Source organism: Sphingomonas sp. ABOLG, assembly GCF_003950435.1.
GTDB lineage: Bacteria > Pseudomonadota > Alphaproteobacteria > Sphingomonadales > Sphingomonadaceae > Sphingomonas > Sphingomonas panaciterrae.
On sequence record NZ_QQWW01000003.1, the window covers coordinates 356,609 to 382,624 of the forward strand.

The window sequence follows — 26,016 nt, forward strand, 5'->3', positions numbered from 1 at the left end:
GCTATAGCAGGGGTTCGCGGGGCGTCAAGCGCTGAACATGTGCCGCGACAACAACTCCCACGGGCCGCCCCGATACCAATAGGCCGCCAGTCCCGTGATCTGTACCGCGCGCGGCCGGAACCCGCCCTGCAATTGCGCCAGCAGCGCGCGCGCAACCGCCGGCTCCACCTTGTTCTGCACCGTCACGTGGGGGCGCCATCCGGCCTGGTCCTGCGGCGTCAGGACGCCGGCAAAGCCATCCGCGAGCCGCGCACGGATCGCCCACAGCTCGTCGCTGGCGATCCGGTAGGCGACGCCGCGCCCGAGCGAGAATGGCGCTTCCACGCGTGCGGCCGGCGCGGGCACACCCCGTGTCTCCGCGATGAGCCGCTGCTTCACCTCTGCCGCCATGCTGGGCGGCAGATGGTGGAACATCGTCAGGTGCGCGGCGAGGACGTTACGCTCCGGCGGGAAGTGCGCCGCGCGCTGTTGATCGAACCATGCCTGGTCCGCTTTGCCGAACACGGCAGCGATGATGATCGGCGCCGCAAGCGGGCCCGGCGGCTGGGTGGGCGCGGGCTCGCTCAAATCTCGATCTGGCTGCCCAGCTCGACCACGCGGTTGGTCGGCAGGCGGAAGAATTCCATCGCGCTTTCGGCGTTGCGCAGCATCCAGGCGAACAGCTTCTCCCGCCAGATCGCCATGCCCGGCCGGGCGGAAGGCAGCAGCGTCTGTCGCGACAGGAAGAAGCTGGTCTCCATCATGCGGAACTCGCCACCGCATTCGTCAAACGATTTGAGCGCCGCAGGGATGTCCGGCGATTCCATGAAGCCGTAGCGTAGGATCACGCGGTGGAACCCCTCGCCCAGCGCCTTGTGCTCGAACCGCGACTCTTCGGCGACATAGGGCATGTCGCTGACCTTCACCGTCAGCAGGATCACGCGCTCGTGCAGCACGCGATTGTGCTTGAGGTTGTGGAGCAATGCGTGCGGCACGCCCTCGGGGGTGGAGGTCATGAACACCGCCGTCCCCGGCACCCGCGTCGCGCTGCCCGCGGCGGAGCCGATGAACACCTTGATCGGCATCGCCCCCTCGCGCATCCGTTCCAGCATCAGCTTGCGGCCCGTGGCCCAGGTGGTCAGCAGCACGAAGACGATGATCGCCACCAGCAGCGGGAACCAGCCGCCGTCGGGCACCTTCGTGAGGTTGGATGAGAAATACAGCCCGTCGATGCACAGGAACACCGCGACGAACGGCACCACCGCCCACAAGGGCCAATGCCAGACGCGCTGGATCAGCACCGCGACCATGCAGGTGGAAATGAACATCGTCCCCGTCACCGCGATGCCATAGGCCGCCGCAAGGTTGGACGATTCGCGAAAGCCCAGGATCAGCAGCAGCACCATCGTCAGCAGCGCCCAGTTGATCGACGGGATGTAGATCTGCCCCGCGGCCGACGCGCTGGTATGTTCGATCCGGATGCGCGGCATCAGGCCCAGCGGCACCGCCTGCTGCACCACCGAATAGGCGCCGGTGATCACTGCCTGGCTGGCGATGACGGTCGCCATGGTGGCCAGGATCACCAGCGGCAGGCGCCATTGCTCGGGCGCCATCAGGAAGAACGGGTTTTTCGCCGCCGTTGGGTCGCTCAGCATCAGCGCGCCCTGCCCCAGGTAATTGAGCATCAGCGCCGGGAACACGAACCACAGCCAGGCATAAGCGATCGGCTTGCGCCCGAAATGCCCCATGTCGGCGTAGAGCGCCTCGGCGCCGGTCACCGCCAGCACGACCGAGCCGAGCGCCAGGAACGCCAGCATCCCGTCGGCCGCGGCGAAACGGAACGCCCAGCGCGGATCAAGCGCCAGCAGGATCTCCGGCTGCGCCACCACATGGTACAGGCCAAGTGCGCTAAGCGTGACGAAGTAGATCGTCATGATCGGCCCGAACAGCCGCCCCACCCGCGCGGTGCCGACCGATTGCAGGTAGAACAGCCCGATCAGGATCGTGACCGAAATCGGGATGACGAAGCTGTCGAACCGCTGCTCGACCGTCGCCAGTCCCTCCACCGCCGATAGCACCGAGATCGCCGGCGTGATCATGCAGTCGCCAAAGAACAGTGCGGTGGCGAGCACGCCCAGCACGACCAGCCCCGGCTCCCACCGTTTGCCCGCCCCGCTGCGCCGCTGGATCAGCGCCAGCAGCGCCAGGCTCCCGCCCTCGCCATTGTTGTCCGCGCGCAGGATGGTCATCACATATTTGCACGTGACGATCAGCACCAGCGACCAGAAGACGAGGCTCACCACGCCAAAGATATGCAGTTGGTCGACGGCGAGCGGATGGTGCCCGACGAACACCTCCTTCATCGCATACAGCGGGCTCGTCCCGATATCGCCATAGACGACACCGATCGCGCCCAGCGCCAGCTTGCGCAGCGAATCGCTGTGATGATGGCCATGCGCTTGGGGCACAGCTGCGCCGGCGGCCGGGCTCATCAAAGCGCCGCTGACGCCAGGTTCAAGGGGAAGAAAGCCACCGTCATCCTGTCAAAGCCTCGGCGCGCCTAGCACTTGTTCCCATCCGCGCAAGCGGGAACGTTACAAGAACATAGGAGTTGCTGCCCTTGAAAGGAAGAGTTTCATGAGCGACTCGAACCCAAAGAGCGAACCCTTTTCAAACGCGGAAAAGGATCCCGACGACTGGACGACCGGCGACGAGCCGATGACCGGCGCGCAGGCAAGTTACTTGAAGACGTTGAGCGAGGAAGCCGGCGAACCGTTCGAGGAACAACTTAGCAAGGCCGACGCCTCAAAGCGGATCGACGCGCTTCAGGAGAAAACAGGCCGCGGACGCTGAGGCGATTCGTCGCCCCGGGCTTGCGGATCAGCGGCCCGCCTGCTCCGTCGCGGCGATGAACTGGTCCAGCACCTTGAGCTGGTTGGCGATGGTGGTGCGGTAATCCATGCCTTCGGGCGACAGGCTCACCGCGCGCGCCAGCATCCGCCGCGCCGCCGGCAGGTCGCCGGCGCGGACATAAGCGATCCCGGCATAATAAGGCGGCGCCGGATGCTCGGGCGCCAGTTGAAACGCCCGCCCGAACGCCAGCTTCGCCGCCGGCGAGATCTGGTCGCCATCCAGGATCACGAGGGTGCTGCCCAGCTGGGTCCACAGGATGAAGCTGCGCGGCAGCGCCCGCACCCCGCCCAGCACGACCTGCGCGGCGGCGCGCTTGTCGCCGGCGCGCAGCATCGCGTCGGACGCGACGATATAGGCGGTGTCGGCGGTGTAGCGGCCCATCAGCCGCTCGCGCAGCATGATCGCCTCGGGCTCGATCGGCACCGCGTCGACTCGCGGCTTGGCCGGGGCCGCCGCCTGCCCCGGCCGCCCCTGCCAGGCATAGCCCGCCGCGCCCAGGAACAGCGCCGCCCCCGCGAACGACCACAGCAGCCGCGGCAGCCGAAGCAGCACCAGCGCGCCAAAGACCAGCGCACCGACCAGCGCCAGGCCGATGAAGCCGCTCACGGCTCCAGGCTCTTCGTCTCGTGCATCTTCCCGGCCAGCTCAGGCGGCATGTACTTTTCGTCATGCTTGGCGAGTAGGTTGGATGCGACAAACGATCCATCCGGGCGGAAACGCCCCTCCGCCACCACGCCCGATCCCTCGCGGAACAGGTTGGGGACAATTCCGGCGAACTGCACCGGGGTCGTCGCGCGACCATCGCTGACCGTGAACAGGATCGTCACGCCGTCGGCCGCGCGCGCCACCGATCCCGCCGCCACCATGCCGCCCAGCCGCACCGCGCGGTCGGAGGCGAGCACCTCCTGCGTCACGTCGGACGGCGCATAAAAAAACGCCGCCTGGTCACGCAGCCCCGACAGCGCGAGCAGCGCCGCCAGCGTGATCGCCAGCAGCGCGGCGCCCGCCAGCCACAGTCGCTGATGCTTTGCCTTCACTTGCCGCCCTTCTCCGCCTCGCGCATCGCGCGCCAGCTGACGAGCACGATCACTGCCGTCGCGGACAGCGCGACCGCATAAGCGGCAATGACATAGGGCCAGGCGATCATGCGCGTGCCTTCCGGCGCATCCGCGCCTCTGCCTTTGCCACCGCCAGCAACGTGCGCATCCGCATCAGCACCACCGCGCCGAACAGGAACGAAAACCCGAACAGCATGATCGGCAGCGGCCACAGGATCGACAGGTCGATCGTCGAATGGGTGAGGCCGATGCTCGGCCCCTGGTGCAGCGTGTTCCACCACACCACCGAATATCGGATGATCGGCAGCAGGATGGTGCCCGCCACGCCGAACAGCGCCGCGATCCGCCCGTCCCCGCCACGCTCGCGATCCGCGCGCGCCAGCGCGATATAGCCGAGATAGACGAAGAACAGCAGCAGCATCGACGTCAGCCGCCCGTCCCACTGCCAGTACGTGCCCCAGGTCGGCCGGCCCCAGATCGCGCCGGTCAGCAGGCAGATGGCGGCAAAGGCAGCACCCGGCAGGGCGATCGCGCGCGCCGCCACGTCAGCCAGCGGGTGGCGCCAGACGAGATAGGCGATGCTGGAAATCGCGATGCCGCTCCATCCGCCCATGCCCAGCCAGGCCGACGGCACATGGACGTACATGATGCGGACGGTCTCGCCCTGCAGGTAATCGGGCGGCGTCTGCGTCAGCCCCGCCCAGCTGCCGATCGCGATCAGCACGAGACCCAGCCACCCCAGGACGGGGGTCAGCGGGCGGGCGATCTTCAGAAAGCGCGCAGGATTGGCGAGGGCGTGAAGGGCAGGCACGATGATTTTCCCATATGGGGAAATTTGCGGCGCGTCATCAGGAACGACATCCGCCGATCGCCGTCAGCGCGCGACCGCCTGGCCGGACACGGCGAAGCGTATCCGTTTGGTCGGGGAGCAGCCGCCGGCCGCTCCCCGCCGGTACTCAGGCGCGGCCGATCAGGCGGCGCGCAATACGGTCGGCAACGTCGGCGGCGGGATCGCCGCTGCTGTCGCTCTCGTCCCACACCTCGACCAGGCGGTCCGGGATGCGGGCGATGCGCGCCTTAACCTCGGCCTCGTCACCCTGCCCGAGATATTCCAGGCCGACGTTGATGATGCCGCCAGCGTTGATGACGTAATCGGGCGCAAACAGCACGCCGCGCTCATGCAGGCGGCGGCCGTCCTCGCGCGTGGCGAGCTGGTTGTTCGCACCACCGGCCACCACCTTCACCTTCAGCGCCGCGATCGACTGCTCGGTCAGCACCGCGCCCAGCGCATTGGGGCTGACGAGATCGACGTCGGACGCCAGGATCGATTCGGCCGGCGCGGTCGTCGCACCCAGCTCCGCCGCCAGCGCCGCGGCGCGATCGGCGTTCACGTCAGCCAGCGTCAGCACCGCGCCATCGGCGGCCAGCAGGCGAGCGAGGCCGCCGCCGACCGAACCGACACCCTGGATGGCAACGCGCACGCCCTTCATGTCGGTCGCGCCCAGCCCGCGCTTCGCCGCGGCCTTCACGCCCAGATATACGCCAAGCGCAGTGTACGGCCCGGGATCGCCGCCCGCCGCACCGCTCGCCACCGGCAGGCCGGACACGTAGCGCGTTTCCTCGGAAATCACCTTCATCCGCGCTTCGGACATGCCGACGTCCTCGGCGGTCACATAGCGGCCACCCAGCGATTCGGTCGCGCGGCCGAACGCGCGCAGCTGCTCCTCGGTGATCGTCGCGCCCGGCTTGTCGGCCAGCACCACGCCCTTGCCACCGCCCAGCGCAAGGCCGGCCATGGCGTTCTTGAAGCTCATGCCGCGCGACAGGCGCAGCGCGTCGGTGATCGCGGCAGCGTCGGTCGCATAATGCCAGAAGCGCACGCCGCCCGCGGCCGGGCCAAGCGCCGTCGAATGCACGGCAATGACCGCGCGCAGACCCGATGCCGGATCAGTGAACAGATGGACGCCCTCATGGTCGTCGAAATCGGGGAAGCCCCACGCGGTCATTTCAGCCCTCCGGTGGTCGTACGAAAATTGTCGACCGGCGCAATAATGTTGCCACCGCCAAAAGGCGAGGAGGAAATTGCGAGGGGGAAAATGGGGCGATCGACGGGACTTGAACCCGCGACCCTCGGTACCACAAACCGATGCTCTAACCAACTGAGCTACGATCGCCGTTAGAATGGGCGCCCCTACGGCCGGGCGCTGGCGGCGTCAAGGGACTTGGCTCGCCCCAACCTCAAAACTCTCGCTCGGCGGCGTCGGGATGGATCGTTCAGAACCTGCCCTCGATCGCCAGTTCCATGCCCGTGTCGGTCTGGACGAAGCCGGCCGCCTGCAAACGCAGCGCCGCCGCCGGATCGCTCGGTTGCAGCGTCAGTTCGGCACGGTACCGCCCGTCCGGCCACAGCCTGATGGTGCTTCCCTCATTCCCGGCGGCACTGACCAGCGGCAGCATCAACGCCCCGCCGTCACAGCGCGCATTGCCGGTCAGCGTGGCCGGCACCGGCAATCCGCCGATGTCGCCGGCCAGCGTCGCCCGCACCCGTCCCTCGGCCGATTCGCACTGGTCGCCGCTGAACCGCACACTGACCTGCTCCAGATCCAGCACCGTCACCGGAACCGGGCGAAATGCCGTTCCCACCGGCAGCGTTGCCGTGATGTCGTCCAGGGCAAAGCTGTGCCGGCTGACCGCGATCGACCCGCTAAGCCGCGGCGCCGGCGGCACGGCGACACCATCCAGCACGACCTGCGCACGCCCCAGCAGCAACGGCAGCGGCGACACCCCGGCCGACAGGTCACCCAGCGCGATCTGCCCGAACCGTGCCTCGCGCAAATGGCCGGACCAGATGCTGCCGCTCACCGACCGCGCGGTCAGCCCCTGCTCCGCCAGCCCGAACCAGCCAAGCGCCAGCCGCAGCGGCAGGAACACGATCAACGCCACCACGAACATGGCGAGGAACAGCGCGTTGGGTCCTGTCTTCAGCCGGATACGCCTCATGCCTCGCGCCCCCTCAGCGTCATCGTCGCCGATACCGTGCCGTCGCCATTGCCGGTGATCGTGGTCGCATCGACCAGCAGCCCGTCCGCTTCCAGCGTGGCGATCCAGCCTAGCAGGGCGCCGGGCTTCGCGGTGGCGATGGCGATGCGAACGGCATTGCCGTCCGGCTCCAGCGTGGTCAGCGTAAAGCCTGCCTCGTCGGCGCGCGTGCGGATCGCATCGGGCAGCGGGCCTTCGATCGGGCTGGGCCGCGCGCGCTGAATCGCCTTCACCTGCGCCACCTCGCGCTGAACCTCGCCCAGCCGAACGACGGCAGTCGCATATCGCTCGCGGCTGGATGCCAGGCCGTCGCGCACCGGGCGGATCACGCCGGCCCACAGGATCGTCACCGCCAGCAGCGCCAGCATGACCAGGATCAACCGCCGCTCGCGCAGCGACCGCCCCTGATACCAGCTCATCAGATTGCTCATCGCAGGGCCCTCATGGCAGCGCCACCGTCACATCGCCGCGCAGGCGCTGGCCGTTCGACTCGAACGTGCTCGCGGTCACGACGAACCCGGCCTCGCGCAGCCGGGCAACGATCTGGTTGGCCTGCGCCTCCCCTTCCGCCGCGACGGTCGCGCGCAAGGTACCGTTGGGCTCGAAGGTTAGCGCCACCAATTCGGTGCCCGCGACGCCGCGCACCGCGCTCGACAGCGCCGCCGCGGTCGCGGTGAAGCCGGCGCCGGGTCCGCGCAGCCGCGCCAGCCGTTCCGCCAGCAATCGATCCGCATCGCCCTGATCCGCGCCGCGCGGCAATCCGTCACGCGCGATCGCCTCGGCCCGCGCGTCGGCGGCGTCGGCAGCGGCGGAATATTTGGCGATCCGAACCACGTCGATCGCCAGCGTGGCCAGCAGGATCAGCCCGCCCAGCACCGCCAACCGACGCAGCAGCCGCCAGTCGATCGCCCGCCGCCGACGCTTCGCGAACGGCCCCTGCCGCAGGTCCAGCTCGGGCCGGCCGACCGCCGACACGATGGCGGCATCCAGTGCATCGCGTCCCAACGATTCGGGCGAATCGTCGCCAGTGATCAGCGCGGTCAGCCGCGCTTCATCGGCAAAGCCGCTCGACGGGCCACGCACCACAGATTGGGGGCCGAATTGTGCCCGAACATATCCGCTATCGGGCCGCGGCAGCAGCATCGGTGCCGGAATAACGGCCGACGGATCGATGCCGATTCCGGCCAGCGCGTCGAGCCACGCGCGCATCCGCTCGGCCGCCACCACGCCGATCGGGCGCTCGCGCGGGTCGGTCTCGCCACCCCCCGCTTCGGCCGCCCCCACCGCCACATGAAGCCGCTCGATCGGCGACGCACTCGCATCGCTGACCAGAATGCGCGCCGCGGCGGCGGCCTGCGCGGCGGAGCGCGCCGGGATATCCGCCCAGTGAAGCGTCACCGCATCGGCCGGCGCCACCGCGATCACCGCCCCCGCGTCTCCCTCGGGCAGCCCCTCACCGCGATCGACGATCGCATCCCGGTCGATCCGAAGCCACTGCCACGGATCATCGGCGCCGGGCGGCAGGAAAAGCAGCGTGGCCGTCATGACAATTCCCCCCATTGCCGCGAAACAAGCCGTGCCGGCAGCCGCGTCGCGTCGATCAACGCCCGCTCCTGCAATTCGCTGTTCGCGACCGTCACGTCGACCCGCAGGTCGAACCATTTCGTCTTCACATCGGCCTGCTGCTGCGCCGCCGGATCGGGCGTAATCCCCTGTTCGGACAAGGGCTTCCAGAAATCGGCTATCTCGCCATAGCCAGCCGCCGGTCGGCGCAGCAGCAACGCGCGCGCCTGATCGACGCCCAGCGTGTCCGGCAACAGCATGGCGATCAAGGGCGCCTGCTCCGGCGTCAGCGTGTTCACGTTCAGCCGCGATCGTTCGGCGGTGGGCAGCGTGCACAGCCACGGGCGCAGCTTGGCATAGGCCTCCGCCGCCACGCCGGCCACCGCACGCAACTCGCTGGGGTCGACCATCAGCGTGCCGCCGGTCCGGTACGGCGTCGCCAGCCCACCATAAGCGCTATCCTCCGCCCCCGCGCCAAGCGGCTGGTCATCGCTGTCGATCCAGTCCGCTGCGGCGGCGGCAATTCCGTCGCCGCCCGGCACGTTGAGCAGCCGGGCAAGCCGCGCGAACTGAGTCACCGCGGTCGGATCGGCGACATAAACGCCATCAAGATCGGTCACCAGGCTGTTGAGGTTGAAGCAGTTTCCCCCGTCGGTCACGCGCGCGGTGGCAACCCCGCCCGGCAGCGGGATCGTATAGGGTCGGTCGCTCCAGCCGCCTGCCAACGTGATCCGGCCGGGCTCGCGTTGCAGCATGTCGGTGATCCGCCCCGTGGCCAGCGCCTCTGCGGCAAAGGCCAGCGCGCGCGCCTGATCCAGTGCGACCGCGTTGGCGGTCAGCCGTGTCGACAGCCGCAATCGCTCCAGCGCGGTCGCCGCCATCACCGCGATGATCGCCACCAGCAGCAGGACGGTAAGCAGCGCGGCACCGCGCTCCCCCTCACGTTTGCGGCGCATCGGGTTGCTCACGCGGCCGCGGCGGCGCACCGCTCCCAACCAGGAACATCTGGCGAAACACCGTGCCGTCATCACGCTGGATCGCCAGCTCGAACGCCTGGGGCAGCGGCGCACCCGGCACGCCATCCCAGCGGTCGTTCCAGGCGCCAGCGACCCGATAACGCATCCGCACGCCCCGGACGCCGGTGATCGTCGTCGCTGCCGGCAGCGCCGGCGCGCCGTCCACCATCGGCCATGCGATCCGCTCCAGCGCGTCGCCTGCCAGCCGATAGCTGACCTTCTGCAGCGTCGATCGTGGTTGCGCGTCGATATTGCTCCAGCCGGCACGCACCAGGGTCACGCTATTCTCGTTGCCAACAAAGGCGGGAAAGCGCGTGCCCCGCTCGTCACGTGCCGGCCGGTCGATCGCCTGCGCCAGATCGGCCCCCATCAATGACGACAGGCGCGCCAGCGCCCCGACATCGTCCAGCCGCTCGACCGTCGCACCCTGCGCGCGCACGCTGAACGCCAGCAGCCCGACCCCGGCGGAGGCGATCATGCCAAAGATCATCAGCGCCACCATCACCTCGACCAGGGTGAAGCCGTTGGCGCGGCGCCGGGCGGGCCGGGCGGTCACGATATCTGAACCTCGAACTGCGGCGGCCGGATCATGGTCAATCGACCCAGCGGCCGCCCCTGCGCATCCGCCACCGCGACGTCGATCCTCAGGATACGCGCGTCGCCGGTCGGGCGAACATCGCGCACCCAGCGCCATGCCCGCCCGCCATTTTGCTCCACCCCCGCCGCCCGGCCGAGCGCCGGCGCGCGCGCCGACGTCACCGCATCGATTGCGACATTACGCGCCACCATCTGGGCGACCACCGTATCGCCGAGCAGTGCGGTGGAGCGGATCGTCGCGCCTTCCAGCCGGATCAGCACCAGCGCAGCCAGGCTGAACACCGCCAGCGCGACCATCACCTCGATCAGCGTGAATCCGGCGCTGCCGCCGCGTCGCGGAGCAGGTTCAGCCATCGACCCGCGCGCCTCCGTCCGACCCCAGCGTCACCGTCACGCGGGTCCGCTCACGCCGCAACGGCACCACCAGTGCGCGGTCGGCCATGCCGGTCGGATCAAATGTCACCCGCGTCCGCTCGGCCACCAGCGCCTCGGTCCCCTCCCCCCATTGCGATACGCGCAGCGGCTTGTCCGCCAATGCCATCCATTGGCCACCGCGCCGCTCGTCAAAGCCGTAGCCGCTGCGATCCACCCAGACGCTGACCGGCCGCCCGCCAATGACGGCGGCATCATGCGCGGCACGCACGCGCGTCGCAAAGCGCGCGCCCTCATCGATCAGGCGGCCGCGCGGGTCGGGCATCGCCAGCACGGCAATGGCGGAGGCAAGGCCGATGATGGTGATGACGATCATCAGTTCGACCAGCGTGAACCCGCGCGACCCCGCATCGCGCCGCCACGCCGGACCGGGGCGCTCGCGGGTCCAGTATCGGGACCGGGCTGATCGCATCATCGGGCCTCGCCGCTCTGGCCAGCCTCTATCGGCCGCTTACTGCCAGGATCCGATATCGGCATTGATCCCCTCGCCGCCTTCCTTCCCGTCGGCGCCGTTGGTCCAGACGTCGAACGCGCCATGCTTGCCCGGCGAGGCGTAGAGATAGGCATTGCCCCACGGGTCATCCGGCAGCTTCTTGATATAGCCGCCCGCCTGATAGGCCGCCGGATTGGCAAGCCCGGCGGGCGCGGACGTCAGCGCCGCCAGCCCCTGCGCCGTGGTCGGGTAATTGCTCTGCTGCAGCCGGTACATTTCCAGCGCCTGCTCGATCGTGGCGATATCGGCCTTCGCCTTCTGCACCCGCGCCGTATCGCCCGAAGGGATCACGTTCAGCGCGACGATCGTCGCCAGCAGGCCGATGATGACGATCACCACCATCAGCTCGACGAGGGTAAAGCCGTTCTTCTTTCGACGCTTGTTGGTCTGTGTTCGCATAATGTCTCTCATTGCCCGGCCAGCGTGTTGAGCTGGAGGATGGGAAGCAGGATCGCTAGTACAATCGTCGCCACCACGCCGCCCATGACGACGATGATGGCCGGTTCCAGCAGCGACATCGCCGTCGCGGTGAAGCGATCGAACTCGCGCTCCAGATAGTCGGCGGCGCGCTCCAGCATTTCGTCGAGCTGCCCCGCCGCCTCGCCCGACGCCGCAAGATAGGTGAGCAGCGGGGGGAATACGCCGGCGCGCCGCATCGCCGCGGACAGGCTGCCGCCGCCACGGATCGCGTCGGTGATCTCATCCGACGCCAGCTTCAGCCGCCGGTTGTGGATCGTGCCGGCGGTGAGCGTGAGCCCCTCGAGCAGCGGCAGACGGCTCGCCACCATCGTCGCCAGAGTACGCGCCATGCGCGCGGCATGAAGATCGCGCAGCAGCCGTCCCAGCAAGGGGATCCGCAGCAACCAGCTGTCGAACGCCAGCCGGATCGGTGGCTGACGCAGCGCGACGACAAACCCGGCGACCGCGGCGCCAAGCACCAGCAGCATCAGCCACCACCAGCGGACCAGCAAGTCCGAGATGCCGATCACGATGCGGGTCAGCAGCGGCAGTTGCTGCCCCACCGTGTCGAACTGCTCCACCACCTGCGGGACGACGAAGATCATCAGCGCAGCCACCACGCCAGTCGCGACAAGCGCGAGAATGACGGGATAGGCGAGCGCGGTCAGCAACTTGCCGCGTATTTCTGCCTGCCGCTCGAGCAGCGTCGACAGCCGTTCCAATATCGCCGGCAACGTGCCGGAGCTTTCGCCCGCCGCGATCATCGCGCGGTACAATGGCGGAAAGCTTCGTGGCTCGCGCGCCATCGCATCGGCCAGCCGCCGCCCCTCGACGACGCCGGCATGGACATTCTCCACGACGGCGCGAACCTTGTCCTGTTCGGTCTGGCGCGTGATCGTCCGCAGCGATTCTTCCAGCGGCGAGACTCGCGACAGCGTCGCCAGCTGCCGCGTGAACAGCGTCAGCTGCTTGGCCGACATCTTCGGCGCGCCAAGTTGCAGGCCGAACAGCGGGCGACCGCGCGCTGCCGGCGCACTGCCCGGCGCGATCCTCACCACGTACAGCCGCCGGCGATCCAGCGTCGCGCGCGCCGCCTCCATGCTCGCTGCGGCAATATGCCCGCGCATTTCCTGGCCGCGCGTGTCGATCGCCAGATAGTCGAAATCAGCCATCCGAACGCGCCATGGATCGGACGCCGGCCAGGGGTCGCTCAGCCATCGGTATCGCGGCGAGATACGCGCACCGCTTCCTCAGCGGTGGTGACGCCCTGCTCCACCATCCGTCGCGCCGCGCTGCTCAGCGTGTCGCTGCGGGCAAAGGCATGCGCCGCAATCGCGCTTTCGTCCGCGCCGTCATTGATCATGCGCCGTACGGTATCGTCGATGCGGATCGCCTCATACACGCCCACTCGGCCCTTGTAGCCGGTCCCGTTGCACTCGGCGCAGCCCTGTGCGGCATAAACCACGGCGTCGCGCGCGATGCCGAGCAGCGGGGCGACCGTTTCCTCCGCCGGCACCGGCCGCCGGCACGCCGGGCACAGCCGCCGCACCAGCCGCTGCGCAATCACCGCGCGCAAGGTGGAGGCGAGCAGGAACGGCTCCACCTTCATGTCGCGCATCCTGGTGATCGCGCCCACCGAATCATTGGTGTGTACCGTGGACAGCACGAGATGCCCGGTCAGGGAGGCCTGAACCGCGATCTCCGCCGTCTCGCGGTCGCGGATTTCGCCGACCATCACGACGTCCGGGTCCTGACGCAGGATCGCACGCAGCCCCGCGGCGAAGGTCAGCCCGACCTTGGCATTGACCTGCGTCTGGCCGACCCCCTCGACGGCAAATTCGACCGGGTCCTCGACGGTCAGGATGTTGCGGCTGCCGTCGTTCAGCAGACGAAGCGCGGCGTAGAGCGTGGTCGTCTTGCCGCTGCCGGTCGGGCCGGTCACCAGCACGATGCCATTGGGTTCGTTGATCGCCCCTTCCAGCAGGTCGTGCATCGCGCGCGACATGCCCAAAGCGTCGAGATCGATCCCGGCATTGTCCTTGTCGAGGATACGCAGCACCACGCGCTCGCCCGCCCGGCTCGGCAGCGTGGACACGCGCACGTCGAGCAGCTTGCCCCCCAGCGTCAGGCCCATTCGCCCGTCCTGCGGCACGCGCCGCTCGGCAATGTCGAGCCGCGCCATCACCTTGATCCGGCTCACCACCACCGGGGCAACATGCGGCGGCATGCGCAGCGTCTCGCGCAGCACGCCGTCGATCCGCATCCGCACGACCAGCCCGGTCTCGTACGGCTCGATATGGATGTCCGACACGCCGTTGCGCGCCGCATCGGCGATCACGCCGTTGATCAGGCGGATCGCCGGCGCATCGTCCGCCGTGTCGAGCAGATCCTCGGCGGTGGGGATGCCGTCGGCCAGCAGGTCGAGCTCATCCCCCATGCCCACGGCGGCAAGCGCGGTCGCCTGACCGTCCATCGCATAATTGTCGCCCAGCAGCCGGTCGAAGGCCGCCGGTTCCAGCACGACCACGTCGAACGGACGCCCCAGCACACGCCGCACCTCGATCAGCGCCTTGGGATCTGCGCCCTCGCGCAACGCCACCGCCTCGCCCGACAGCGTCACGCCGAACTTGCGCGCAAAGGCATAGGGCAAGGTGACGAGATCGAGGTCCAGCACCGGCACCCCGCTGGCCTCAAGTGCGATGACGCCGGCCGGCGCACCGGACGCCGGCACCGTCGCCGCCGGGATGGCAGCGGCCGGAGCAGCTCCCTCTCCCTCGGCCGACAGGTCGCGCCCGGTCCTGATCATTTGTCGCGCCGCTTGATGGTGACGGCGGAATTGCGTTGCACCGGCACCTGGATCCTCGGATCCTCGATATTGCCCGGCACCGGCGCGGAGGGGATCGGCGCCGCCGCCCCCATGTAATCGCGCACCAGTTCGTCGATCGACGGCTCGCGCGCGGGATCATGCAGCCCCTGCTGCAACCGCAGATAGCCGTAGCGCTGCTCGGTCACCCGGCGGTTGTCCTCCGGCGTGCGCAGGATCGTGGGGCGGATGAAGACCATCAGGTTCGTCTTCGTGCGCTGCTTGCCCTTTGATCGGAACAGATTTCCCAGCACCGGAATGTCACCCAGCAGCGGCAGCTTTTCCAATGTGCGCCGCTCGTCGTCGCTCAGCAAGCCGCCGATGATCGCGATCTGTCCGTCGTCGACGGTCAGCGTGGTCTCCACCTCGCGCTTGTTGAGGATCAGGTCCGAATTGTCGTTGCTGACCGGGCCGGCGATCGAACTGACCTGCTGGTGCAGGAACAGCTTGATCGAGCCGCTGGAGTTCACCTGCGGCCGCACCTCCAGCTGGATGCCGACATTCTCGCGCTGCACCGTGCGGAACGCATTGTCGAAATTCTGGCTCAGCGCCTCACCCGTTGTGATCGGGATTTCCTGACCGACCAGGATGCGCGCTTCCTGATTGTCCAGCGTGATGAGGCTCGGCGCTTGCAGCAGGTTCGATGTGGTGTCGGATTTCACCGCATTGATGATCGCACCGAACACCGTGTCGCCGCCCAGCGTGCCGCCATAACCGCCAAAGGCGCCGCTCGCGCCCAGCACCGAATTCAGCGCCTGCTGCGCCAGCGCGTCGGCGGCGGGATTGGGCGTGCTCGTCGTGGTGCGCGACCCATCCGCGCCGACAACGGTGGTGGTCGTCCCGCCGATCTCGCGCGCAGCGACCGCGCCGGCGATGGTCAACAGGCTGGGCGCGGTGTTGGAGAAGCTCGTCGCCCCGAACGCCCCGCCCGACAGGCTGCCCAGCAGGAACTGGAAGCCGAGCCGGCTGGCCGTCTGATCGGACACTTCCGCCACGATCGCTTCCACCAGCACCTGTTCGCGGCGCGTGTCGAGCTGGCGGACCACCTCGCTCAACTGGCGCTGGATATCGGCCGGCGCCGCGATCACGATCGCATTGGCGCCGACGAAGCGAGTCACCACCGCCGGCGCGCGGCCGCCCTGCGCCTGCACCGCCGGCGTGCCGCTAGCCCCGCCCCCCGGCGCCGCCTGGCTCTGCGTTTGCCCGCCGGTGTTCACCGTGGGTTGCCCGCCGGCGTTTCCGCCATTGGTAGAGGCGCCGAAATTCGACTGGCTCAGCTGATTCTGCGGGATCGTATCGGGCATTTGCCCGACAAGTTGCTGCAGGACGGGCAGCAATTGCCCGGCATCGGCATGTTCGAGGAACACGACCCGGATCTCGGTCCCGCTCTTTGCCTTCTGGTCGAGATCCGCGGCGACCTGCGCCAGCCGGGCGACGGTGGTCGGGTCACCGCGCAGCGCGACCGAGTTGGCGCCCTCAACCGCGACCACACTCGCCGTCGCCGTCTGCCCCTGCGCGGGCGTCCCGATCAGGCCCTGCAGCGCCGTCGCGATATCGCGCGCGCCGGCATTGCGCAGCGCGATCACCCGCGTCGAATTGTTGTCGGTATCGATCCGCCGCAGCACTTCACGCACGCGGCGCACATTGTCGGCGAAATCGGCAATGACGATCGAACTGCCGGCGCGATTGGCGCTGACCGATCCCTGCGCCGACACCAGTGGCCGCACCGTGTCCACCGCGGATTGCGCATCGACCGAACGAAGCCGCACGATCTCCGTCACGAACTGGTTGCGCGCCGCGCCCGCGCTGCCGATCCGCCCCGGATTGGCGGCGGCATTTTCGATCGGCTGGACGCGCAGCGCGCCATTGGCGGTCGGCACCGTCACCAGCCCGTTGGCGCGCAGCGTGGACAGGAACACCTCGAAATATTCCGATCGGCTGAGCGGTCGGTCAGTGACGACGGTCACCTTGCCCTGCACCCGGCTGTCAATGATGAAGGTACGCCCCGTGACCTTGGCGGCATCGGCGATGAACGCGCGAATGTCGGCGTCGCGCACGTTGAGCGTGGTCTGCGCCTGCACCGGCGCGGCAAGCACGGCTGCGGCGAGCACCGGCGCGAGCGCCGATGCCAGGATCCAGTGCTTCATTGTCCGGTCACCTGAACGCTCAACGCCACCGTCTGCCCCCCTCGTTCCACCGTCAGGCCGATCGTGCCCCCACCGGCAAATTGCGCGGACAGCCGCTCGATGTCACCCGGTCCCTGCACCGCCCGCCCGCCAATCTCGGTCAAGATATCGCCGTCGCGAAGGCCGGCCGCCCGAAACGCCGCGCCCGATCCCGCCGGCCGGACCACCAGTCCGTTCATCCGGCCGCCTTCGACGCGTGGCACGAAGCCGATCTCGTTCTGGAACTGCTGCACCGTGATCCCTGCCGTCGTAGGTGCGGCGGCCGGCTGCGGCACGCCGGGCGCCGGAGCCGGGACAGCGGCAGCCGCTGCGCCGTCAGACTGATCGAGGAACAGGTCCTCGCGCGCGCCGCCGCGCTCCAGCGTGACATGGTCGAATGCCACCGCGCGCAGCACCACGCCGGGGATGATCTCCTCGCCGACCGCGACGCTTTGCTGCACCCCGTCGGGGCCGGCCAGAATGGCCGAGCCGCGTCCGGTCGCTTCGTCGATGCGGGTGCCGAACAGCTTCAGCTGCAACGATGTCACAACGGCAGGACCGCTGCTCGCCGCCCCGCTGATGCGGTAGAACGGATCGAAACCGCGCAGCACCTCGCCGGGCGCGATCGGCAATGTCGGCCCCGCCGGTCGCCATTCGCCCAGCGGGGTCACCGGCGTCACCACCGTCCACACCAGCCGCGCGCCCTGCACCGCCAGAGCCGCCAGCAGCGCCAGTTCCGCCAGCGAATACACATTCACCACGGGGATCCGCCGCAGAAGCGCTCGCGCACGAGCGTCGAAACTCAATCGCATGTGCTTGCCAATCCCCGCCCCGGCCGCCGCCCGGCCGCCGCTATGTCCGTGATGTTACAGCGCGATTGCAGCCAAGTGTAATAATTCCGCACTGGCCCCTCTCGCGATCGGCTGGCACACCCTGCGGCGATGCGGAATATTGCTCCCGACCCCCGGCTCGTCGGCGACCATGATGGCACCGTCGTCGCACGGCTCACCGCTGTCCCGGGGGTGCAGCGTGTACCTACCCCGCGCGCCAGCCTGTTCCTGCTACGCGACTTTCTGGATGCCGAGACCTGCGCGGCGCTGATCGCGCTGATCGAGGCCGATCGCCGCCCCTCCACCGTCTCCGACGCCAATGGCGATTCGGCATATCGCACCAGCGAGACCTGCGATCTTGCCGCGGCCCATCCGGTGGTTCACCGCGTGGAGCAGGCGATTGCCGAGCTGACCGGGATCGACCCCGCCTATGGCGAACCGCTGCAGGGCCAGCGCTATGCGATCGGGCAGGAGTTCAAGGCGCACACGGACTATTTTGAGCCGGGCGGGATCGACTTTCATCGTTACTGCGCGGTCGCCGGAAACCGCACCTGGACGGTGATGGCCTATCTGAACGCGCCCGAGGCCGGCGGCGCGACCCGCTTCAAGGCGCTCGACAAGACGATCCAGCCCGAACCGGGCAAGCTCGTCGCCTGGAACAACCGCCGCGACGACGGCACGCCCAATCCCGCCACCATTCACCACGGGATGAAGGTGCGCGCCGGCGTCAAATACGTCATCACCAAATGGTTTCGTGAGCGCCCGTGGGGCTGACCCTGCGCGCCGCACCGGGCGCGCAGAGCCGTATCATCCGGCCGATCAGAAGGTGACGCTGGCGCCCAGCGTGAACAGCCGGCCCTGCTCGAACCGGTTGATATACACCCGGCGCCCGCCCTCGAACGTCTGATATTCCTGATATTTCGTACCCGACAGGTTGCGCGCCTCGCCCTTGATCTCGACACGCGTGCCAAGGAAGTCGACCGTCTGGCGCGCCACGAAATCGACCCGGATGCCGGGCCGCTCGATGATGTCGGGCTGGAACCCGACACCGCCCAGCAGCGACGGCCCGCGGTTGGTCACGCGGTCGCTGGCGTAGTTGAACAGCAGCGTCAGCTGCGTTTCATTGTCCTTGTCCTCATAGCCCAGCTGCAGGTTGACGAGATGGTCGGACTGCCCCGTCAGCGGCGCGCCGTCACGAAACTGGAGGTTCGCCGGCGCGAAGCCACCCGGGCATCCGCCAAGCGATACGCCCAGCACGCTCGGCACGCATTCGGAATTCGCCGTGATCTTGGACTGGGTGTAGGTGTAGTTGGCAATGAGGACCGCGCGCTTGCCGCCCAGGCTCTCCGAGATGAAATCGAGCGGGAAATACTTCTGCGCCTCGATCTCGCCGCCCCATAATGTCGCCTTGGGCAGATAGGTGAAGCCGGTCTGCAATCGCGCATCGGGCGTCGGATAGAAACCGACCTGCTCGATCGGATTGTCGATCCTCTTGTAGAAGCCCGCTGCGGTCAGACGCTGGTCACGGTCGAAGAACCATTCGTAGCGTGCTTCCAGATTGTAGAGCTCCGAGTCGCGCAGCAACGGGTTGCCGAAGAACAGGCGATCCGATTCGAAGTCGCGGAACGCCTGCGGCGCCAGCTCGCGGAACTGCGGACGCGCGATCGTCTTTGCCGCCGCAAGCCGCAGCTGCATGTCGGCCGCGAAATTCCACGTCAGCGTCGCCGCCGGCAGGAAATAATCGTTGTTGAGCCGCGTGGACGGCGCCGCCAGCGGTGTCACCGTCTGCTTGGCGGTCTCGTAGCGCACGCCGATAATCGCGCGCACTCCGTCGATCGCTTCCGCCTCGGCCTGCACATAGCCGGCATGGATCAGCAGGCTCGCATCATAGCGGGTCGATCCGTTGAGGCCCGCATCGAACCGCAGTTGCACCGCATTGCTCGCCGGTGTTCCCGTGGTCGCCACCGGGCAGCCGTTCAGCACCTCGGGCGACAGCAGATAATCGGGGCGGTACAGGTTGCACGGGAACGGAATCGCCCCGCCAGCGACCGTCTGGTAGGTGTAGGGCAGGCGCGTCGAGGTTCGCTCGTTCTGCGAGTAATAATAGCCCGCCGACAGCGTGAACGGCCGGTCGCCCGGCAGCTTGTAGGCGACGTCCGCCTGCCCCGAATACAGATCCTCGTTCAGCTCGCTGAACACGACTGTGGCAAAGCGGCCGAACGAGTTGCTCGCCTCCCACACGCCGGGGCATTGCAGCTCCGACCCGCCGACCGAATTAGCGCCGGTCACATTGTAGCTGGTGTTGCAATTATAGACGAACTGCCGCTCGTACGGCGAATTGCGCTTCGAATTGGCATAAGCGCCGCGCACGTCGAGCGACAGATCCTCGACCGGCTTGAACTCACCCACCAGCTGGGTCTCGATCAACTGGCGCTCGAACCAGTTGGTGTTCTGCTGGAACAGCGGGTTGCCCGACGAATTGTTGTACACTGTCGCCGCCGAGGCACGCCCCTGCTTCAGCGTGTCGTGGATATAGACATTAGTCCAGCGGATGCGGTTCTCGTCAAACTCATAGCCGAGGCCGAGCATCCCGTTCACCACCGCGCGCATGTCGGTGATGACGGTGTTGAAATCGTTGCGCAGCGTGCCGTCTTCGCTGATCGTGTCCTGCTGCAGCGTGGCGCGGGTGCGCCAGGTGTTGGAGACGCTGCCGGTCGCGATCATGCCGACGCGCCCCGCTCCCAGATCGCCCGTCAGGCCGACGTTGATGTCGGCCGACCAGTTCGCCGGAATGTCGCCGTTGCGCTGGAGCAGCGTGGTGCGCGCATTGGACAGTTGCGCCACCTGCTCGGTCGGGATGATGCCGCTGCCCTGCGCCCCGTTGCGGATGAAATCCGGTACCTTGCGCTCGCCATTGTCATAGCCCAGCCAGTCGGTCTTGGACCCGTAATAGGTATAGCCGAGCTTGCCGGTGGTCTGGGTATCGATCCCGCCCGACGCGCCGATGGTGACGAAATTCTCGTCCGGGATCGCCTTGGTCGTCAGGTTGATGACGCCGCCGCCGAACTCACCCGGATAGTTCACCGAATAGGTCTTCTGGACCAGCGCCGACCCGACGATGGTCGTCGGGAAGATGTCCAGCGGCACGGTGCGGCGCAGCGGCTCGGGGCTGGGCAGCGGCGATCCGTTGAGCAGCGCCGAGGAATAGCGATCGCCGAGGCCGCGTACGAAGACATAGCCGTTGCCGACCACCGATAGGCCGGTGACCCGCGTCAGCGCGCCGGCAATGTCGCCCTCACCCGTCCGCGCGATGTCGGCGCTCGACAGGACGCTGATGACCTGCGCCGTCGAGCGCACCGTATTGGGGATGTTGCGCCCCACCACCACGATGTCACCGCCGGAGGAGGCGTCGATCCCCGGCGCGGAGACCTCCGGGACGCCCTGTTCGGCGTCAGGCTGAGCGGTGGTTTCGGCCTGCGGCCGGGCAGGATCGATGCCGGTCGACATGGTGCTGGTGGCCGGCGGCCCGGCGGGCGTGCTCGTGGAGGGCGCGACCTGGGCCAGGGCAGCCGGCGCGACCAGCGTGGTCGTGAGAAGAAGCAAGGTGGAATAGGCGGTGCGCTGGCGCAGCATGGTCGGGCCTTCCGGTCAGATGGCAATGGGCGGGCCCGCGGCCGCGTCGAAACGCTCGCCGGGGCCCGCCTTGGTCATGGATGCCGAACGGGGCTCAGCGGCCCTGGCACTGGAAATAGACCGAGTTGAAGGTCGGCGGGCCGACATCCTGCAGCTCGGCATTCGCCGGCCGGATCGTGGTCCGGTTCGCGCCCTCGCCCGCGCCGGCGACGATGTTGATGCACGCCTGCCCGGCGGCGGATTTCACCACGCCGTTGATGAAGGCGAAGTCCGCACCGCCACGCAGGCGGATCGCGGCCGGCGCCGACGGCGTGGTCTGGATGAAGGTGAAGTTGGCGTAGCGGCCGTAGGTGCGCGGCAGCAGGTCTTCCGAACCGTTCGAATCGATTTCGGTCGCGAAGGAATCGGCGGTCGTGCCCGACGGCTTCTGCGCGGCAATGATGAACTGCATGAACCCGCGCCAGCCGTTGTCCACGTCGAACGCGTCGTCGTCCGACCCGGTCACCGCAAAATATTTGAGGTTGGTCGTGCCGCCGAAGATCTCGATCCCGTCATCGGCCGAATTGTGGCTCTGCACGTGGTCGATCGTCGTGCCGCTGCCCGTGCCGCCCAGCGTCAGCCCCTGCAGCTCGTTGCCCTCGCTGATCGCGATGCCGGTGTAGCGGATCTGGACATAGCGCAGCGTGCCCGAATTGCTCGTCTGGTTCGGCCCGCCATAGAAGCGGCCGGTGACGCCCTCGATCGGGTTCTGGCAGCTGGTGCTGGTGCCACCTGCATTGTTCGGGCCGGTGCCCGTGGCGCAGACTGCGGTCGGCGCCTGGCCGAGGATGACAAGGCCACCCCAGAAGCCCTGCGAGGCTTCCGACACGCCGTTATTGGTCAGGTTCTGCTGCGCGGTGAAGATGATCGGCGCTTCGGCGGTGCCGACCGCGTTGATCTGCGCGCCGCGGTTGACGAGGATCAGGTCGTTGGAGCTCTCGCTCGAATCCGCCGCCAGCACCACGCCCGGCGCGATCGTCAGCACCACGCCCGAGGCGGCGCCGGTGGAGCCGACGTCGGTGCCCACTTCGGTCTGCCCGCGGAAGCGGTAGAAGACCCCCGGGATCTTCGGCAGCGTCAGGCTGGTGGTGATCGTCTGCGGCAGGCGGCATGCCTTGAAGCCGCCGACGGTCACATTGTCATCGATCGTGCCAGTCGGGCAGGCCGTGCCCGCCGCCAGGGTGCCGATGTTCGGCACCGCGGTGCAGGCAGCGGTGGTGCCACCGAAATTTGCCGAGGTCGAATTGCAGGTCCAGCCCTGGAACGACGTGTCGTTCGGGCCATTCAGCGCGCCGACAAAGTTCGTCGCGGTGAAGAACGGGTTGATCGTGGCCGGGTTCGTCGCCGGGGTCAGCGAGGTCGCGCTGACCGGATAGACACCGTTCAGCCCCGCGAAGCCGTTGACGTTGTTGTTCGCGCCCGCGTTGACGATGGCGAGCTGCTCTTCGGCGGTGATGGTGACGCCGCTCTGCGTCGTCGCAAGGGCGAACTGCGCCGCGGTGATCGGGCCGGGGTTCGGCGTGCCGGTCGGCGCGGGGGTCGGGGTCGGGGCCGGCGTGACGATCACGTCGATGTTGCCCGCGCCCGGCGAAGCGACGCCGTCAGCGCCGCCACAAGCGGCCAGCAAAAGGCAGGCGGTACCGGCAAGAAACTGATTGCGGCGGCTGAAGCTCAGCATGTCTCACTCCCGTTGAACAGACGGTCCGTCCCCTGGACCGGAAGCGAGTCGAGCTGATTGCCCGCCGCCCTCCCCAGCGCCGCTAGGCGCGGCGCGTGACAGCCGCGTGGAGGTTCAGGGTCGGATGCGTGACGATACTGTTTCGGATCCGTGACAGCGCACGGCCGGCTTTATTCGTCGATGCCGAAGTTCAGGCTGCGCGAGACGAGCGGGTCCGCGACACCGACCAGCAGATAGGCGATGAACTGCTTCGCTCGCTGCCACAGGCCGGTCGCCGCCATGTAGCGGTCGAGCGTGATCTCCTCCGACTGGGCGATCTCGCCATCAATATATTGCCGGACATGGGCGGCGAACGCCGGGTCGTCGATCCGCAGCATCAGCTCGAGGTTGATGAACAGGCTGCGCATGTCGAAATTGGCGCTGCCGATGTGAACCGCATCGTCGATCGCGTACAATTTGGTGTGCAGCTTGGTCGGCAGATATTCGAATACCCGGATGCCCCGCCGCAACAGCCCGCGATAGGTGAAGCGCGCCGCGGCGATCGTCGCATTGTTGTCGGACTTGCGCGCCGTGACGACACGAACCTGCTGTCCCAGCCGCCCGGCCCTGTCGATCCGCCGCAGCAGATTGGGGCTCGGCGTGAAATAGGCCGCGATGATGTCGATCCTGCGTGCCTTGCTCATGTCGCGTCGGATCGCGCGGGCCCAGGGCGACAGGCGCCGAGTCGGTCCGCCGATCAGCCAGCGCACCGGCCCGGCATGTTCGCTCCACCGCGACAACGCACGGTTCACGTGGCGCAGCTTGCCGTCATCGGACCGCACCCAGGCCCGAAGCGCGTCAAAATAGCCGGCGATCCGCGCCGCCGCCGGCCCCTCCATCAACAGGCCAAGATCGCGCCACGCCTGGTCGCCGGTGGTGCCGAAATAATCGTCCTCGATGTTGAACCCGCCGATGATGATGCGCGGATTGGCCTCCTCCGCATCGGCCAGCGCCAGCTTCTGGTGGTTGCGCAGCAGGTAGCGTCGGCCCAGCCGCGGTACGAAGCGGCAGACATGGACCCCCGCCTCGTCCAGCGGATCGAAGAAGCGCCGATCGGCGGCCTCGTCGCTGCCGAATCCGTCGACGATCAGGTTCACGTCGACACCGCGGCGCGCCGCCGCGATCAGCGCCGCATTCACCCGCTCTCCCGCCTGATCATCGGCGTAGATATAATAAAGAATGCGCAGCGATCGCGTGGCCCCCGCGATCAGGTCGATCAGCGCGTCGAGCCGCTCCGGACCCTCGACCAGCAGGCGCAATCGGTTTCCGTCTACGGTGAAGGGCGCTGCATGGTTCATCCGCCCTGCCTTGGCCGTCCGGGCCCGCAGCGGCAAGGACGCGCTTTTCTTGACTTCCCCAAGCCCCTCCCCTAGATCGCCGTCCTTCATCCAGCGATAGTTAAGCGAAGGAAGCGTCTATGGCGCGCGTCACGGTCGAGGATTGCGTCGACAAGATCCCGAACCGGTTCGATCTGGTTCTGCTCGCAGCACAGCGTGCGCGGCAGGTGTCCGGTGGCGCCGAGCTGACGATCGATCGCGATCGGGATAAGAACCCGGTGGTCGCGCTGCGCGAGATCGCTGAACAGACGGTCAAGCCCAAGGATCTGAAGGAAGCCGTGGTGCAGAGCCTGCAGCGCGTCCAGATCGACGACGAGGAAGAGGCGGATGCCGTCGGCTCGCTGGCCGCATCGGCAGAGGCGCTCCGCCTCACCGCCGCTGCCCCGCCGCGCAACCAGAACCTGGGTGCCGACTACGACGGCTGACGCCCGCGTCGGCCGGCACAGCGATCGGCCGCACCAGCGTTGAAAACCAAAAAAGCCGCGGCATCCGTCGCGGCTTTTTTGTTGCCCGCACAATTTGTTGTCGCGCCTCATGCCGCCGCGGTCGCCCAGGCGCGGCTTGAGGATTCAGCGACTTAGGCGACGGCTGCTAGGTCTATTTCCTTATCGCGGCACCATCCTTCTTCGATGATTGTGCCCCTTCCGGCGCGTGGCGCACGAACCAGGGCGACCAGAATCGCGCATGTCGGGAAGGAGAGACCCATGGCTGAAAGCGAGCAGCTCACCTTGATGCGCGAGGCGCGCGCGGCGCGGGGCGCCGGGCGACGCGACTTCTTCAAGCTGGCAGCGGCCGGCGCCGCGGTCGGATTAGGCGCAGCCGGGCTGGCCGGGCGCGCAGCGGCCCAATCCGCCGCGCCAAGCGACACCGATATCCTCAACTTTGCGCTCAACCTCGAATATCTCGAGGCGCAATTCTACAGCTTCGCCGCGATCGGCACCGGCATCCCGCCCAACCTCCTCACCGGCAGCCAGACGCAGGGCGCCGCCACCGGCGCGCGCAAGGCCAACCTGCAGGATCCGGTGGTGATCCAATATGCGCGGGAAATCGCCTCGGACGAACTGGCGCATGTCACCACGCTGCGGCGCGTGCTGGGCTCCGCCGTCGTTGCCCAGCCGGCGATTGATCTGTCGCCGCAGATCTTCACCACCGGCGCTACGTTGGCGGGGATCGACCTATCGGCCAGCGGCGGGGTGTTCGATCCCTATGCCAGCGACGATAACTTCCTGCTCGCCGCCTATATTTTCGAGGATGTCGGCGTCACAGCCTACAAGGGTGCGGCGCCGCTGCTCAGCGATATCGACAATATCGACGGGGCGGCCGGCATCCTCGCGGCGGAGGGCTTCCATGCCGGGATCATCCGCGGCGCGCTTTATCGCCGCGGGGTGGAAATCCCCGCCTTGTGGACCGACACCGACAAGATTTCCGCGCTGCGCAATCAGGTCGACGGCAACGTCAACTCGCCCGGACCGCCCCAGCGTGTCGCCAATGACGATTCCGGTGTCTCGCCGGTGCAGACGCAATTCGGCCTCACCGCCAATTTCGTCCCCACCGACAGCAACGGGATCGTCTTCAGCCGCAACGCCGAACAGGTGCACAACATCGCGTACCTGACGCCCAATGCGGCGACATCGGGCGGCTTCTTCCCCAACGGGACCAACAATCCGAACCCGGCGCTGCGCCGCTCGGGCGCGAACTGAGGAGGCGGCGATGAGCGACAAGATGGAATTCCTCGACCTCATGGAGCGTGCCGAGACCCAGCGGCAGGCGCGGCGCAACTTCATCCGCCTGTGCGGCGGAGCAGCAGCGATGACCGGCGGCCTGTCACTGCTGGCGGCGTGCGATGACGACGATGACGATGGCCCCTTCCCACCCCCTGTCTC

At 67.9% G+C, this 26,016-nt stretch carries 25 protein-coding genes and 1 tRNA gene; 4 read left to right on the top strand and 22 right to left on the bottom strand.

Annotated elements, in window-relative coordinates; genetic code table 11:
- Window positions 1-24 precede the first annotated feature (24 nt).
- Entirely contained in the window at window positions 25-567 is a 543-nt protein-coding gene (locus tag CA236_RS05480; RefSeq protein ID WP_125944840.1) for a 2'-5' RNA ligase family protein, read from the bottom strand.
- Window positions 564-2,471: a potassium transporter Kup gene (locus tag CA236_RS05485; protein WP_125944841.1), complete on the bottom strand. Its 1,908-nt coding sequence runs from the start codon at window positions 2,469-2,471 to the stop codon at window positions 564-566. The genes CA236_RS05480 and CA236_RS05485 overlap by 4 nt, the downstream gene beginning before the upstream one ends.
- Window positions 2,472-2,616: 145 nt before the next feature.
- Here CA236_RS05485 and CA236_RS05490 point away from each other — a divergent pair, with 145 nt between their 5' ends.
- Window positions 2,617-2,832, top strand: coding sequence for a DUF3072 domain-containing protein (locus CA236_RS05490; RefSeq protein WP_046411486.1), 216 nt, complete (start codon window positions 2,617-2,619; stop codon window positions 2,830-2,832).
- A gap of 27 nt (window positions 2,833-2,859) precedes the next feature.
- Here CA236_RS05490 and CA236_RS05495 read toward each other — a convergent pair whose 3' ends face one another.
- The 17 genes from CA236_RS05495 to CA236_RS05575 form a co-directional block, all read right to left on the bottom strand.
- Entirely contained in the window at window positions 2,860-3,498 is a 639-nt protein-coding gene (locus tag CA236_RS05495; RefSeq protein WP_125944842.1) for a hypothetical protein, read from the bottom strand.
- Entirely contained in the window at window positions 3,495-3,929 is a 435-nt protein-coding gene (ccmE, locus tag CA236_RS05500) for a cytochrome c maturation protein CcmE (protein WP_125944843.1), read from the bottom strand. Before ccmE ends, CA236_RS05495 begins: the two co-directional genes overlap by 4 nt.
- 106 nt (window positions 3,930-4,035) lie before the next feature.
- Window positions 4,036-4,761: a heme ABC transporter permease CcmC gene (ccmC, locus tag CA236_RS05505; RefSeq protein WP_125944844.1), complete on the bottom strand. Its 726-nt coding sequence runs from the start codon at window positions 4,759-4,761 to the stop codon at window positions 4,036-4,038.
- 145 nt (window positions 4,762-4,906) lie between these two features.
- On the bottom strand, window positions 4,907-5,956 hold the full coding sequence (locus tag CA236_RS05510) for a Glu/Leu/Phe/Val dehydrogenase dimerization domain-containing protein (protein WP_125944845.1): 1,050 nt from the start codon (window positions 5,954-5,956) through the stop codon (window positions 4,907-4,909).
- A 91-nt stretch (window positions 5,957-6,047) separates the two neighbouring features.
- Window positions 6,048-6,124, bottom strand: a tRNA-His gene (locus CA236_RS05515).
- 100 nt (window positions 6,125-6,224) lie between these two features.
- Window positions 6,225-6,950, bottom strand: a complete 726-nt coding sequence (gspN, locus tag CA236_RS05520; RefSeq protein WP_125944846.1) for a type II secretion system protein N — start codon at window positions 6,948-6,950, stop codon at window positions 6,225-6,227.
- Window positions 6,947-7,420, bottom strand: coding sequence for a type II secretion system protein M (locus CA236_RS05525; protein ID WP_125944847.1), 474 nt, complete (start codon window positions 7,418-7,420; stop codon window positions 6,947-6,949). The genes gspN and CA236_RS05525 overlap by 4 nt, the downstream gene beginning before the upstream one ends.
- Before the next feature lie 10 nt (window positions 7,421-7,430).
- Window positions 7,431-8,534 carry a type II secretion system protein GspL gene (gene gspL, locus CA236_RS05530; RefSeq protein ID WP_125944848.1) on the bottom strand — a complete coding sequence of 368 codons (1,104 nt, stop codon included), beginning with the start codon at window positions 8,532-8,534 and terminating at the stop codon, window positions 7,431-7,433.
- Window positions 8,531-9,508 carry a type II secretion system minor pseudopilin GspK gene (gspK, locus tag CA236_RS05535; protein WP_125944849.1) on the bottom strand — a complete coding sequence of 326 codons (978 nt, stop codon included), beginning with the start codon at window positions 9,506-9,508 and terminating at the stop codon, window positions 8,531-8,533. Before gspK ends, gspL begins: the two co-directional genes overlap by 4 nt.
- Window positions 9,492-10,124 carry a type II secretion system minor pseudopilin GspJ gene (gspJ, locus tag CA236_RS05540; RefSeq protein ID WP_082103209.1) on the bottom strand — a complete coding sequence of 211 codons (633 nt, stop codon included), beginning with the start codon at window positions 10,122-10,124 and terminating at the stop codon, window positions 9,492-9,494. Before gspJ ends, gspK begins: the two co-directional genes overlap by 17 nt.
- On the bottom strand, window positions 10,121-10,519 hold the full coding sequence (gene gspI, locus CA236_RS05545) for a type II secretion system minor pseudopilin GspI (protein ID WP_125944851.1): 399 nt from the start codon (window positions 10,517-10,519) through the stop codon (window positions 10,121-10,123). Before gspI ends, gspJ begins: the two co-directional genes overlap by 4 nt.
- A complete protein-coding gene (locus CA236_RS05550) occupies window positions 10,512-11,012 on the bottom strand; it encodes a GspH/FimT family pseudopilin (protein ID WP_314470073.1) in 501 nt (166 codons plus the stop codon). Before CA236_RS05550 ends, gspI begins: the two co-directional genes overlap by 8 nt.
- Before the next feature lie 36 nt (window positions 11,013-11,048).
- Entirely contained in the window at window positions 11,049-11,489 is a 441-nt protein-coding gene (gspG, locus tag CA236_RS05555; RefSeq protein WP_046411500.1) for a type II secretion system major pseudopilin GspG, read from the bottom strand.
- An 8-nt stretch (window positions 11,490-11,497) separates the two neighbouring features.
- A complete protein-coding gene (gspF, locus tag CA236_RS05560) occupies window positions 11,498-12,721 on the bottom strand; it encodes a type II secretion system inner membrane protein GspF (protein WP_125944852.1) in 1,224 nt (407 codons plus the stop codon).
- Window positions 12,722-12,759: 38 nt separating this feature from the next.
- Window positions 12,760-14,355, bottom strand: a complete 1,596-nt coding sequence (locus CA236_RS05565) for an ATPase, T2SS/T4P/T4SS family (RefSeq protein ID WP_125944853.1) — start codon at window positions 14,353-14,355, stop codon at window positions 12,760-12,762.
- On the bottom strand, window positions 14,352-16,559 hold the full coding sequence (gspD, locus tag CA236_RS05570) for a type II secretion system secretin GspD (RefSeq protein WP_125944854.1): 2,208 nt from the start codon (window positions 16,557-16,559) through the stop codon (window positions 14,352-14,354). The genes CA236_RS05565 and gspD overlap by 4 nt, the downstream gene beginning before the upstream one ends.
- Window positions 16,556-17,389 (bottom strand): type II secretion system protein N, encoded by an 834-nt coding sequence (locus tag CA236_RS05575; protein WP_125944855.1) that lies wholly within the window; start codon window positions 17,387-17,389, stop codon window positions 16,556-16,558. The genes gspD and CA236_RS05575 overlap by 4 nt, the downstream gene beginning before the upstream one ends.
- A 129-nt stretch (window positions 17,390-17,518) precedes the next feature.
- On the opposite strand from CA236_RS05575, the gene CA236_RS05580 reads away from it, so the two are divergent.
- On the top strand, window positions 17,519-18,181 hold the full coding sequence (locus CA236_RS05580) for a 2OG-Fe(II) oxygenase (RefSeq protein ID WP_125944856.1): 663 nt from the start codon (window positions 17,519-17,521) through the stop codon (window positions 18,179-18,181).
- 45 nt (window positions 18,182-18,226) lie between these two features.
- Here CA236_RS05580 and CA236_RS05585 read toward each other — a convergent pair whose 3' ends face one another.
- The 3 genes from CA236_RS05585 to CA236_RS05595 form a co-directional block, all read right to left on the bottom strand.
- Window positions 18,227-21,040, bottom strand: a complete 2,814-nt coding sequence (locus tag CA236_RS05585; protein ID WP_125944857.1) for a TonB-dependent receptor — start codon at window positions 21,038-21,040, stop codon at window positions 18,227-18,229.
- A 94-nt stretch (window positions 21,041-21,134) separates the two neighbouring features.
- Window positions 21,135-22,757, bottom strand: coding sequence for a hypothetical protein (locus CA236_RS05590; protein ID WP_125944858.1), 1,623 nt, complete (start codon window positions 22,755-22,757; stop codon window positions 21,135-21,137).
- A gap of 170 nt (window positions 22,758-22,927) precedes the next feature.
- On the bottom strand, window positions 22,928-24,094 hold the full coding sequence (locus CA236_RS05595) for a phosphatidylserine/phosphatidylglycerophosphate/cardiolipin synthase family protein (RefSeq protein WP_125944859.1): 1,167 nt from the start codon (window positions 24,092-24,094) through the stop codon (window positions 22,928-22,930).
- A gap of 119 nt (window positions 24,095-24,213) precedes the next feature.
- Between CA236_RS05595 and rpoZ the strand changes: the two genes are divergently transcribed.
- Both rpoZ and CA236_RS05605 read left to right on the top strand, forming a co-directional pair.
- A complete protein-coding gene (gene rpoZ, locus CA236_RS05600) occupies window positions 24,214-24,558 on the top strand; it encodes a DNA-directed RNA polymerase subunit omega (RefSeq protein WP_046411514.1) in 345 nt (114 codons plus the stop codon).
- Window positions 24,559-24,837: 279 nt separating this feature from the next.
- On the top strand, window positions 24,838-25,833 hold the full coding sequence (locus CA236_RS05605) for a ferritin-like domain-containing protein (protein ID WP_125944860.1): 996 nt from the start codon (window positions 24,838-24,840) through the stop codon (window positions 25,831-25,833).
- Window positions 25,834-26,016 lie beyond the last annotated feature (183 nt).

Excerpts from the sequence above, each read along its gene's own strand:
- CA236_RS05485 (WP_125944841.1), bottom strand. The coding sequence starts at position 2,471 with ATGAGCCCGGCCGCCGGCGCAGCTGTGCCCCAAGCGCATGGCCATCAT.
- CA236_RS05490 (WP_046411486.1), top strand. The coding sequence starts at position 2,617 with ATGAGCGACTCGAACCCAAAGAGCGAACCCTTTTCAAACGCGGAAAAG.
- CA236_RS05510 (WP_125944845.1), bottom strand. The coding sequence starts at position 5,956 with ATGACCGCGTGGGGCTTCCCCGATTTCGACGACCATGAGGGCGTCCAT.
- gspN (WP_125944846.1), bottom strand. The coding sequence starts at position 6,950 with ATGAGGCGTATCCGGCTGAAGACAGGACCCAACGCGCTGTTCCTCGCC.
- CA236_RS05525 (WP_125944847.1), bottom strand. The coding sequence starts at position 7,420 with ATGAGCAATCTGATGAGCTGGTATCAGGGGCGGTCGCTGCGCGAGCGG.
- gspL (WP_125944848.1), bottom strand. The coding sequence starts at position 8,534 with ATGACGGCCACGCTGCTTTTCCTGCCGCCCGGCGCCGATGATCCGTGG.
- gspK (WP_125944849.1), bottom strand. The coding sequence starts at position 9,508 with ATGCGCCGCAAACGTGAGGGGGAGCGCGGTGCCGCGCTGCTTACCGTC.
- gspI (WP_125944851.1), bottom strand. The coding sequence starts at position 10,519 with ATGGCTGAACCTGCTCCGCGACGCGGCGGCAGCGCCGGATTCACGCTG.
- CA236_RS05550 (WP_314470073.1), bottom strand. The coding sequence starts at position 11,012 with ATGATGCGATCAGCCCGGTCCCGATACTGGACCCGCGAGCGCCCCGGT.
- gspG (WP_046411500.1), bottom strand. The coding sequence starts at position 11,489 with ATGCGAACACAGACCAACAAGCGTCGAAAGAAGAACGGCTTTACCCTC.
- gspF (WP_125944852.1), bottom strand. The coding sequence starts at position 12,721 with ATGGCTGATTTCGACTATCTGGCGATCGACACGCGCGGCCAGGAAATG.
- CA236_RS05565 (WP_125944853.1), bottom strand. The coding sequence starts at position 14,355 with ATGATCAGGACCGGGCGCGACCTGTCGGCCGAGGGAGAGGGAGCTGCT.
- gspD (WP_125944854.1), bottom strand. The coding sequence starts at position 16,559 with ATGAAGCACTGGATCCTGGCATCGGCGCTCGCGCCGGTGCTCGCCGCA.
- CA236_RS05575 (WP_125944855.1), bottom strand. The coding sequence starts at position 17,389 with ATGCGATTGAGTTTCGACGCTCGTGCGCGAGCGCTTCTGCGGCGGATC.
- CA236_RS05580 (WP_125944856.1), top strand. The coding sequence starts at position 17,519 with ATGCGGAATATTGCTCCCGACCCCCGGCTCGTCGGCGACCATGATGGC.
- CA236_RS05585 (WP_125944857.1), bottom strand. The coding sequence starts at position 21,040 with ATGCTGCGCCAGCGCACCGCCTATTCCACCTTGCTTCTTCTCACGACC.
- CA236_RS05590 (WP_125944858.1), bottom strand. The coding sequence starts at position 22,757 with ATGCTGAGCTTCAGCCGCCGCAATCAGTTTCTTGCCGGTACCGCCTGC.
- CA236_RS05595 (WP_125944859.1), bottom strand. The coding sequence starts at position 24,094 with ATGAACCATGCAGCGCCCTTCACCGTAGACGGAAACCGATTGCGCCTG.
- rpoZ (WP_046411514.1), top strand. The coding sequence starts at position 24,214 with ATGGCGCGCGTCACGGTCGAGGATTGCGTCGACAAGATCCCGAACCGG.
- CA236_RS05605 (WP_125944860.1), top strand. The coding sequence starts at position 24,838 with ATGGCTGAAAGCGAGCAGCTCACCTTGATGCGCGAGGCGCGCGCGGCG.